Origin of the sequence: Streptomyces sp. NPDC001502, assembly GCF_042894785.1 — a bacterium.
In the GTDB taxonomy this organism is placed as follows: domain Bacteria; phylum Actinomycetota; class Actinomycetes; order Streptomycetales; family Streptomycetaceae; genus Streptomyces; species Streptomyces kutzneri.
This window is the reverse complement of record NZ_JBIAVW010000001.1, coordinates 169,938-179,354: the sequence shown is the minus strand read 5'-3', so window position 1 is coordinate 179,354 and position 9,417 is coordinate 169,938. Positions and strand designations below refer to the sequence as shown.

Annotated in this window: 12 protein-coding genes; 5 read left to right on the top strand and 7 right to left on the bottom strand. The window is 71.1% G+C overall.

The annotated features are described in order from the left end of the window. Window positions 1–35: 35 nt before the first annotated feature. The gene (locus tag ACFY0D_RS00865) at window positions 36–521 is read right to left on the bottom strand and encodes a MarR family winged helix-turn-helix transcriptional regulator (RefSeq protein WP_390796312.1); all 486 of its coding nucleotides are present in this window, start codon (window positions 519–521) and stop codon (window positions 36–38) included. 57 nt (window positions 522–578) lie between these two features. Further along, window positions 579–971 (bottom strand): SHOCT domain-containing protein, encoded by a 393-nt coding sequence (locus ACFY0D_RS00860; protein WP_390796311.1) that lies wholly within the window; start codon window positions 969–971, stop codon window positions 579–581. 113 nt (window positions 972–1,084) lie between these two features. Between ACFY0D_RS00860 and ACFY0D_RS00855 the strand changes: the two genes are divergently transcribed. Both ACFY0D_RS00855 and ACFY0D_RS00850 read left to right on the top strand, forming a co-directional pair. Then, window positions 1,085–1,633 (top strand): potassium channel family protein, encoded by a 549-nt coding sequence (locus ACFY0D_RS00855; protein ID WP_390796310.1) that lies wholly within the window; start codon window positions 1,085–1,087, stop codon window positions 1,631–1,633. Between the two features lie 55 nt (window positions 1,634–1,688). Then, window positions 1,689–3,074 (top strand): chloride channel protein, encoded by a 1,386-nt coding sequence (locus ACFY0D_RS00850; protein ID WP_390796309.1) that lies wholly within the window; start codon window positions 1,689–1,691, stop codon window positions 3,072–3,074. Between the two features lie 79 nt (window positions 3,075–3,153). Here the strand turns inward: ACFY0D_RS00850 and ACFY0D_RS00845 are convergent, their stop codons facing one another. The 3 genes from ACFY0D_RS00845 to ACFY0D_RS00835 form a co-directional block, all read right to left on the bottom strand. Beyond that, the gene (locus ACFY0D_RS00845; protein ID WP_390796308.1) at window positions 3,154–3,582 is read right to left on the bottom strand and encodes a hypothetical protein; all 429 of its coding nucleotides are present in this window, start codon (window positions 3,580–3,582) and stop codon (window positions 3,154–3,156) included. Window positions 3,583–3,708: 126 nt separating this feature from the next. Further along, window positions 3,709–5,079 carry an FAD-binding oxidoreductase gene (locus ACFY0D_RS00840; protein ID WP_390796307.1) on the bottom strand — a complete coding sequence of 457 codons (1,371 nt, stop codon included), beginning with the start codon at window positions 5,077–5,079 and terminating at the stop codon, window positions 3,709–3,711. A 44-nt stretch (window positions 5,080–5,123) separates the two neighbouring features. Next, window positions 5,124–5,369: a hypothetical protein gene (locus ACFY0D_RS00835; protein WP_301368693.1), complete on the bottom strand. Its 246-nt coding sequence runs from the start codon at window positions 5,367–5,369 to the stop codon at window positions 5,124–5,126. A 227-nt stretch (window positions 5,370–5,596) separates the two neighbouring features. Between ACFY0D_RS00835 and ACFY0D_RS00830 the strand changes: the two genes are divergently transcribed. Further along, window positions 5,597–6,337 (top strand): PP2C family serine/threonine-protein phosphatase, encoded by a 741-nt coding sequence (locus ACFY0D_RS00830; RefSeq protein WP_301368694.1) that lies wholly within the window; start codon window positions 5,597–5,599, stop codon window positions 6,335–6,337. 50 nt (window positions 6,338–6,387) lie between these two features. On the opposite strand, the gene ACFY0D_RS00825 is transcribed toward ACFY0D_RS00830, so the two are convergent. Further along, complete coding sequence (locus ACFY0D_RS00825; protein ID WP_390796306.1) at window positions 6,388–6,753, bottom strand: 5-carboxymethyl-2-hydroxymuconate Delta-isomerase; 366 nt, start codon at window positions 6,751–6,753, stop codon at window positions 6,388–6,390. Window positions 6,754–7,230: 477 nt separating this feature from the next. On the opposite strand from ACFY0D_RS00825, the gene ACFY0D_RS00820 reads away from it, so the two are divergent. Both ACFY0D_RS00820 and ACFY0D_RS00815 read left to right on the top strand, forming a co-directional pair. Then, window positions 7,231–7,434 carry a cold-shock protein gene (locus ACFY0D_RS00820; protein WP_030011983.1) on the top strand — a complete coding sequence of 68 codons (204 nt, stop codon included), beginning with the start codon at window positions 7,231–7,233 and terminating at the stop codon, window positions 7,432–7,434. A 169-nt stretch (window positions 7,435–7,603) separates the two neighbouring features. Then, entirely contained in the window at window positions 7,604–7,975 is a 372-nt protein-coding gene (locus ACFY0D_RS00815) for a hypothetical protein (RefSeq protein WP_390796305.1), read from the top strand. A 324-nt stretch (window positions 7,976–8,299) separates the two neighbouring features. Here the strand turns inward: ACFY0D_RS00815 and ACFY0D_RS00810 are convergent, their stop codons facing one another. Continuing rightward, a complete protein-coding gene (locus tag ACFY0D_RS00810; RefSeq protein WP_390796304.1) occupies window positions 8,300–9,394 on the bottom strand; it encodes an alpha/beta hydrolase family protein in 1,095 nt (364 codons plus the stop codon). Window positions 9,395–9,417: the final 23 nt, after the last annotated feature.

The following is a 9,417-nucleotide window of genomic DNA, read 5'->3' as shown; positions in this document are numbered from 1 at the left end:
CCATCATTCGGCGCGCCCGCGGCGACCGCTCCCGGCTACCCCTTCTGTCGCGCCCGCCGCGCCGGCCGCGGCCCCTCGACGGGGGTCTCCAGATGCCCCGTGACCAGCCGGTTCAACGCCCGGAGCAGCACCTCGCGCTCCTCCTCGGGCAGGGCGCCGAGCGCGCCCTCGTGGACCTGGTCGACGATCTCCCGGCTCTCCTTCGCGACCTTCGCCCCCTCCTCGGTCACCGCGATGACCCGGGCCCGCCGGTCGGTGCTGGACGGCCTGCGCTCGGCGAGACCGGCCTTCTCCAGCGCGTCGACGGTCACCACCATCGTGGTCTTGTCCATGTCGCCGATCTCGGCGAGCTGAGCCTGCGTGCGCTCCTCCTCCAGGGCGTGGACGAGCACGCAGTGCATCCGCGGGGTGAGTCCGATCTCGCCGAGCCGCGCGCTCATCTGCGTACGCAGCACGTGACTGGTGTGATCCAGAAGGAAGGACAGGTCCGGTTCGGTGCGCGTGGGTGCCATGGCTGTCATGTCTGCCAGGGTAACGAGAATCGATCCGTCGCGGATTATCGGCAACCGGACTACCGCTCAGGCCAGGATCTTGGCCTTGGCCCGGTCGAATTCCTCCTGGGTGATGTCGCCCTTGTCCTTGAGGGCGGAGAGTTTGTGCAGCTCGTCCGCCGAGCCCGACCCGGCCGCCCCGGCCGTCTGCTGCACGTACGCGCGGAAGGCCGCCTGCTGTTCCTCGGCCTGCTTCCGGTCCCGCTCGTGCATGCTGCGCCCGCGGGCGATCAGGTACACGAAGATGCCGAGGAACGGCAGCACGAGCACCAGGATGAGCCAGCCCGCCTTCCCCCAGCCGCCAAGGGTGTGGTCACGGAAGATGTCCGTGATGACCTTGAAGAGGAGGAAGAACCACATGACCCACAGGAAGAACCACAGCATCGTCCAGAAGAAGTTGAGAAGCGGGTAATCGTCCATGCCCGACTCCGATCATGCGCGTGGTCCTTCATTCATACAGGCGACCCCGGCGGTCCGCATGCGGAGGACCGGCTCCGGTCGCGCGACGGGCTCCGGGCCGTTCTCCTGAAGGCATGGAACGCAACGCAGCCGATCAGCGCCGGCGCGTCCTGCTGGGCCACCTCCTGCGCTCGGTGTTCTCCGTCGCCCTCCTCACCGCGCTGTACTATGTGGCGCCCCTGGAGGGCGGGTTCGGCATCCGCACCGTCCTGACGCTCGCGCTCGGCCTGGCGGTGTTCGGGCTGCTGACGGCCTGGCAGATCACCGCCGTCTCCCATGCGCAGTTCCCGCGGATGCGCGCCCTGGAGGCGATGGCCACCGGTGTGCCGCTGTTCCTGCTGCTGTTCTCCGCGACCTACTACCTGCTCGCGGAACAGGACCCCGCGTCGTTCTCGGAGCCGCTGACCCGCACGGACGCCCTCTACTTCACCATCACCACGTTCGCCACCGTGGGATTCGGGGACATCGTCGCCACCAACCAGGGCAGCCGGGTCCTGGTCACCTCCCAGATGGTCGCCGACCTGATCCTCATCGGCGTGATCGCCAAAGCACTCGTCGGGGCGGTCAAAATCGGCATGCACAGGCGCAGTTCGCAGCCCCCCGGCCTGGAGGACGAGTCCTGAGCGGCGGAGTACGCCCCCCGGGTGGACCATCGAGGAAGCGGAAAGGAAGTGAGCCATGCCGCAGTCGCGTCCTCGATCCGAACCGCCCCCCGGCGGTACGCAGCCGCAAGAGGCCGACGTCCTCAGGCAGACCCTCCGCAGCCCCGGGTACCTCAAGCTGCTGGTGTTCTGCGCGCTCATCAGCATCCCGGTGTCCCTCGCGTCGTTCTGGTTCCTCGCCCTGCTGCACAAGATGGAACACGCGATGTGGACGGACCTCCCCGAGGCCCTGGGCTGGGACGTCCCGCCCTGGTGGTGGCCGCTGCCCCTGCTGCTCGTCGCCGGTGTCGTGGTCGGCCTGGTCGTCCCGCACATGCGCGGCAACGGCGGTCACCTCCCCGCGGCCGGCCTGCACACCGGTGGGGCCTCGGCCGGCGCCCTGCCCGGCGTCGTGATCGCGGCGGTGGCGAGTCTGCCGCTCGGCGCCGTCCTGGGCCCGGAAGCCCCGCTGATCGCCCTCGGTGGCGGGCTGGCCCTGCTCTTCCGCAACCTCGCGCAGGTACCGGTGACCCCTCAGGGCACGGCGCTCATAGGCGCGGCGGGCGCCGCGGCGGCCATCGCCACGATCTTCGGGAATCCGCTGATCGCCGCGGTGCTGCTGATCGAGGTGGCCGGTGTGGGCGGACCGCAGCTGTTCGCGGTGATGCTGCCGTCCCTGCTGTCCGCCGGGGTCGGGGACCTGGTCTTCACGGGCCTCGGGCGCTGGACGGGACTGCCGATCGGGAGCCTGAAACTCGAACTGGGCGTACCCGTGCCCCACCTGGACGTGCCGGACGTGCTCTGGGCCGTGCTCATCGCCGCGGCCCTGGCCCTCGCCCTGCACCCGGTGCTGACCGGCGCCCGGGTGATCGCCACGTACGTCCTCGCACGGCCCCTCCTGCGGACCGTCCAGTGCGCACTGGCCGCCGCGGCCTGCGCCAGCCTCTACGCGCTCATCACCGGCCTCACGCCCGCCGATGTCACCGGGTCGGGCCAGGCGCTGATCGGCAGGCTGGCCACCGCCCCGCACGCCTGGGGCGTGGGTGCGCTGATCGGCATTCTCCTCTTCAAGGGCGCCGGCTACGCCATCTGCCTCGGCAGCCTGCGCGGCGGTCCCGTCTTCCCGGCGCTCTGCCTCGGCGCCGTGGCGGGCGTCCTGCTCGGGCCGCTGCCCGGTCTCGGCATCGTGCCCGCGATGGGAGCGGGCATGGCGGCGACCTCCGCCAGCGCGCTGCGGCTGCCGGTGAGCAGCGTGGTGATGGTGGTCCTGATGCTCGGCGGCACCGCGATGATCCCGGTCGTGATCATCGCGGCCGTGGTCGCCTTCGTGGTCACCGAGCTGCTGCCCGTGGGGCCCCCGATCCCCGAGCTGCCCGCCGTGCCCGCGGCGCCTGCCGCGCCCGCCGAGCCGGCCGCCAAGTAGCGCGGAGCACGCGGACGAGGACCCCGTCCGGGAAGCCGGGCGGGGTCCTCGTCCGCGTGCGGGACGGTCGGCCGGACGGTCAGCAGCGCAGGCCGGTGGCGGCGGTCTGGGCGGCCTGGTCCAGCTGCTCGATCTGCGGCTGCAACTGGGTGCGCGCGTCCTTGCCGGTGGTGTCGCCGGGCAGGTCCTGGTAGCTCTTCTTGAGGTTCTCGGCGGCCGACTGGACCGCGGCACGCTCCGCGTCCTTCAGCTGGGCCGCGTTCTCCTTGACCCCTGCCCAGTCCTTCTGGACGGCCTCGTAGGCGTCCTTGACCTGGTCCTTGGTCGCGTTGGCGGGATTGAGGGCCTTCAGCTTGGCGTTGTCGGCCTTGAGGGCATTGAGGTCGGTGCAGAGGTCCGCCGCGGCCTGGCTGGCCTCCTCCGCGGGCGAGCTGCTGTCGTCGGAGCACGCGGAGAGACCGAGAATCGCGCCGACGCAGAGCACACCGATCACCGGGAAACGCTTCATGGAGACCTTCCTCGATCTGACAAATCGGGTGTACCGGATCTTCCGGTACACCCGACAAAAATATGCAGATGAAGGAACAGTCCGCATCCGCACGACTACGCCCTGCCAGGGGGCGCCCGGCTTTTCCTAGGGCCGGATGTTCTGGTTCAGGTGGAACAGGTTCCCCGGGTCGTAGGCGCGCTTGACCGCGACCAGCCGGTCGTAGTTGCCCTTGTAGTTGGTCCGGATCCGGTCCTGGTCGTCGTCGGCCATGAAGTTGATGTAGCCGCCCTCCTCCGAATGCGGGGCCGTCGCCTCGTAGTAGTCGCGCACCCAGGCGGTCGCGGACTCGTTGATGGCGGGGTCGGGCCACATGCCGGCGATCACCGTGGCGAACGAGGCGTCCCGGTAGGCGAAGGCCGTCGCGTCCGGTGCGACGCGGTGGCAGGCGCCGTTGATCGGGTAGATGTGGACCGTCGAGTTCACGGCGGGCAGACCCGGCGCGTGCCGCAGGTGCGCGTCGATCACGTCGTCGCTGAGCTCGGTCACGAAATTGGCCTTCCAGTAGTGCTGGAGGCCGGGCGGTACGAGCGCGTCGAAGGCACTGTTGAGCGCCGGGTAGGGCATCGGGCCCACGTGCTCGGCGACCACCGGCGCGAAGTCGTGGAAGGCCTGGAGGGCACGCTCCCCCTCGTCGAGCGGCCCGGTCCAGCACGCCACGATCAGCGCGAAGGTGTCACCGTGCCGGTCCTCCGGGATGAACGGGAGCGGCGGGGCTATCTGGAAGGCCGGGAAGCCGCCCAGTTCCTCCGGCGCGTCGGCGATGTGGTCGGCGAAGGAGCGCAGCACGGTGGCGGCGTCCGCCAGCTCGAAGAGCATCGGTCCGCCGTAGATGTCCTTGACGGGGCTCAGCCGGAACTCGAACGAGGTCACCGCACCGAAGTTGCCGCCACCGCCGCGCAGCGCCCAGAAGAGGTCCGCGTTCTCCTGCTCGCTCGCCACGACGAGCCGGCCGTCCGCGGTCACCACGTCGGCCGAGACCAGGTTGTCGCAGCTCAGGCCCAGTCCACGGGCCAGGTAGCCGATGCCGCCGCCGAGGGTCAGGCCGCCGACGCCGGTGGTGGAGATGATCCCGCCGGTCGCGGCCAGCCCGAAGGCGTACGTGGCCGCGTTGAAGTCGCCCCAGGTCGCCCCGCCCTCCGCGCGGGCCGTGCGCCCCGCGGCGTCGACGCGGACCCCGCGCATCCCGGACAGATCGGCCACCACGCCGCCGTCGCAGGTGCCGAAGCCGGGCACGCTGTGTCCGCCGCCCCGCACCGCCAGATCGAGCCCGTTCTCGCGGGCGAAGTCGACCGCGGCCATGACGTCCCCCGCGTTGGCGCAGTGCACGACGGCCGCCGGCCTCCGGTCGATCATGGCGTTGTGGACCTTGCGCGCCTCGTCGTAGGACGCGTCGTCCGGGGTGACGACCGCCCCGCGTACCCGTTCTCGCAACTGGTCGATCGAGAGCTTGCCCATGGCTGTCGCTCCTCGTACCTCACGTCGTTCCACGCTGCGTCGTACTACGGCTGCAGGTGGCTGAAGCCCACCTCGAAGCGTTCGACCGAGACGATCCGCTGGCCCTCCCGCTGCGCGGTCTGCTCGCGGATCCGGGCGGCCTGCTCCTCGCTGTCCATCATGGTCCGTTCGTCGTCCCACAAGGTCAGCGACTTGGCCACGCCCGTGGCCCGGTCGACGAGGTAGTAGACGCCCCGGAATCCGGGAACGTCCTGGACCTGCCTGACAATCGCCTCCGAATTCCCGCTCACGTCTCCCTCCGCGGGGACCGGTGAACCCTGGTAGGTGCTCAGCCTCGCGAACATCTGCGGCAGTCCTTCCTCGCAGGGCCGCCGGTCGGGGAACAGGCGGCTCCACGACCAGGGTGCTCCGGCGCGCCGGAGCCCGCATGCCGGAGCGGCGCGACAATGGTGAGGACGGACGCGTGCGCCGTTGCGCTGCCGTCGCCCCAGCCGTTGCCGAGAGGCGGGACGCCGAGGTGCCGTACATAGCTGTGACCGCCCTGAGTCATGTCGGGCTGGTGCGCGAGCACAACGAGGACAGCCTCGTCATCGGACCGTGGACCCTGTGCGGGACCGTGACCCAGAATCCGCAGACCCTGGTCTTCCCCTTCGGCAGACCGCTCGTCGTCGCGGTCGCCGACGGCCTCGGCGGCCAGCCGGCCGGCGAGGTCGCCAGCGAGCTGGTGGTGCGCCAGCTCTCCTCGCTCGGGCCCACGCTGGACGGCCCGGAAGCCGTGGGTGACGCGCTGAGCCTCTGCAACCGCGCCGTGTACTCGGCGACCGAGGGGCGGCCGGAGCTGGCCACCATGGGGACCACGGTGGCGGGCGCCCTCGTCCTGGCGGATTCGCTGCTGATGTTCAACGTCGGCGACAGCAAGGTGTTCCACGCGGCGCAGGACGGGCTGCGCCAGGTCAGCGTGGACGACAGCCCGCCGCCGGCCCCCGGGCACCGCACCACCTCGGCGGTCACCCAGGTCCTCGGCGGCACCCGCGGGTACAACGAGATCACCCCCCATATCGAGGCCTTCCCGGTGACCGAGGGCGATCGCTACCTGGTGTGCAGCGACGGGCTGACCGACCCGGTGCCGCCCGAGGAGATCGAGGGGCTGCTGCGGGTGCACGACGACGGCCGGGCCGCGTTCGAGCTGTGGCGGGCCGCCATCGACGCCGGCGGCCCCGACAACATCACGCTCGCACTGCTGCGCATCGGCGCGTAGGCACGCAGGCACGCAGGCACGCAGGCGGCGTCAGGGCATGTCGGGGCGCGTCAGGGGGTCGCCACGCTCTTGGTGTAGGCCTCGCCCAGGTCCCGTACGTCCACGGAGGCGTGGACCTCCAGGCCCGCGGCTTTCGCCGTGTGGCGCTCGACCAGCTCCAGCACCGCACGGGTCAGGCGCGACTTGGTCTGTGCCGTGCGGCCCCGGGCGATGGCCAGCTCGACGTGCACGACCACCGCCCGGCCGTCGGTGCCTTCCCCGACGACGGACTCCTCCAGCCGGTGGAAGCGCGTCTTGCAGTTGCCGATCGCGGTGTCGAGGATCTCGACCACCAGCGCGTGCAGTTCGAGCGCGAACGCCCGCCGGTCGAAGGCACCGGTCAGCGAGTCCGAGTAGTCGACGACTGCGTGGGGCACGGGGCCACTCCCTGCTCTACGGATTCGGGGCGGGCCCCGGTCCCGCGCCGGTCGGCGGGTACCCGAGCGACGGTAATCGAGCCCGCCCCGCCAGGGGTGGAGTCCTGGCCATCGCCCTCCGGGCCGCTCCGGCCGGCCGGCGGCGCGGCGTCCCGGCGCCGGTGCGGGACCGGCTCCGCGAAAAACATTCCGCCGTTCATACGATTTTTCGGCTCGGATTTCTGCTACGCGGGCGCGGAATTAAGAGTGGGGCGCGCCGGAATTTCCATGGTCGCCGACATGCGCTGTGCTACGGTGACGTTCGTTGCAGTTGTGGTTCCCAAAAAACTTACAAGTGCTCTCACCGGATTTTCGGTGGGTGCACTTTTTATTTCCGGTGCATGCAGTGAAATTTACTCGTTCCGGTCGGGGCAATCATCACGGCGACACCGGGCCCGCACAGTGCGGATCCGGGCACTGCCCCAAAGGAGAATTCATATGGCATCTGGCACCGTGAAGTGGTTCAACGCGGAAAAGGGCTTCGGCTTCATCGAGCAGGAGGGTGGCGGCGCCGACGTCTTCGCCCACTACTCGAACATCGCCTCTTCCGGCTTCCGTGAGCTTCAGGAAGGCCAGAAGGTTACCTTCGACGTCACGCAGGGCCAGAAGGGCCCGCAGGCCGAGAACATCGTTCCCGCCTGACGCCTGACCTCCTAGGTCCACGCCGGCGCCCGCGTCGGCGCGCAGACGCGGCCGAGGCCCGCACCCTGGGGTGCGGGCCTCGGCCGTCCGCATGTCCCGGAGCACGCCGAACAGGCCACTCCCCGGAAGCCCGGCCGGTAGGCGAGCACGCTTGCTAGAGTCCGTGCCCATGTCGATCCCTGACGACCTGCTCCTCGATCTCGCCGCCATGGTCGAGTCGGAGCAGACCAATCAGATGTCCCTGACCGTCGTGGTCCACGGCGCCGTCATCACAGGCCGCCTCGCCCCCGAGAGCGTCTGGCGCCAGCGGGTGGCCGAGGTCCTGCGGGACTCCGACCAGCTGGCCCCGTTCGCCGAGATCTTCAGCCCTCCCGAACGCGGCGACAGACAGCAGGCCGGGGCACCCTCACACCTTCATTTCCACGTGGCACGCATCCTCCAGGGCACCCTGGGCATCCCGGAGACCGGCGGAATGTACCGGATCGCGGTCAAGGACGTCAGCGCCTGGACCGTCGGGGACTTCAGCTACTCCGACAAATAACCCACCGTCCCGGCACGACGGAGGACGGCTGCCCGCAATTCACCGGCGGGGGCCGTCCTCGACGGACCCGCGCCGGGCCATGCCATAGCAGTACCGCCGGACGGCGCCGCACAATGTCGCCATGCGGATCTCGATGCCGGGAGCCCTGGACGTACGGGGCGAGGACGGAAGCGGCGTCGGAGTCGGGGGGACCCGCCTGCGGGCGCTGCTCATCCTGCTCGCGCTCGAACCGGGGCGGGTGGTCGCCTCCGAGCTCCTGGTCGACGGGATCTGGCAGGACGCCCCACCGGCCGGCGCCGGCCGCCGTACGGGAGCTCGCTCGGGTCACGCTGGCCGGCTGAGCCCTTCCAGGAAGTGCCGCTGGTCGGCGAGCAGGCCGGGCGGGAAGAGGGAGCGCGGGGCGAACACGGCCGTCAGGGTCAGCCGCCAGGAGGAACGCTCGACCTCGGTGCGCAGCAGCGCGTGGGTCGCCCCCGGATAGCGGCGGACCGTGAGGGTGCCGGGCGCCAGCACGCTCCGGTGGAGGGCCTCGGTCTCGGCGCCGTCCACGTTCAGGTCGTCGGCGCCGGAGATCAGCAGCACCGGGACGGGCGGCATCGCCCGCAGGTCCGCGGTCACGTCCGCGGTGTGGTTGCGGCTGATGAACGTCCAGCGCTCCGGCGTGAGTTCCCGGTCGGCGCCCGGACTCGCGCGGTACTCCTCGTACGTCGCCCCGCGCCGCAGCAGCGCCAGGGTGGCCTCCCGGGTGCGCAGGGCGGCGGCCGTGCGCTCGGCGCCGGCTCCGGCCGCGCGCAGCTCGGCGCGGGTGTTGTACTCCCCCTGGCGCTCCCAGTTGACCGCCGTGCCGACCGCGATGACGAAGCGCACCCCGGGGGCGGTGGCTCGCGCCACCACCTTGGGCATGACCCAGCCGGCCTGGCTGGCGCCCCAGAGGCCGATGCGGGCGGGGTCGACCTCGGGCCGGGTGCGGGCCGCCCAGGTGAGGGCGTCGACGGTCTCGCGGGCCCGGTCGTCCATGGTCTGGCCGAGCCAGTCGGCGGGCTTGTCGAGGGAGAGCGAGGCGTATCCGGCCCGGGCGAAGGCCTCCCAGTAGGGGCGGTAGAAGCCGTCGTGGGTGGCGTCGACCTCGCCGTCGCCGTGCACGAACACGACGAGCGGGAAGGGGCCGGGGCCCTTGCCGGTGGGGGTGGCGAGCACGCCGGGGAGTTCGTGACCGGCGGCGGGCACGGTGACGCGCTCCTCGTGGAGGGCGTAGTCGTGCTGCCATACGACGACTCCGGTAAGGAGCAGGGCGGCGGTGAGGGCCAGGAGGAAGGTGGTCAGAAGTGCCCGGCGGACTCTGCGGGCCCGGCCGGGTGCGCGCGGCGGACGGGGCGGACCGGGTGTGCGGGGCATGCGGGGCGTGCGGGTCTCGGTCATCTGCGGCTCCGGATTCCTTCGCT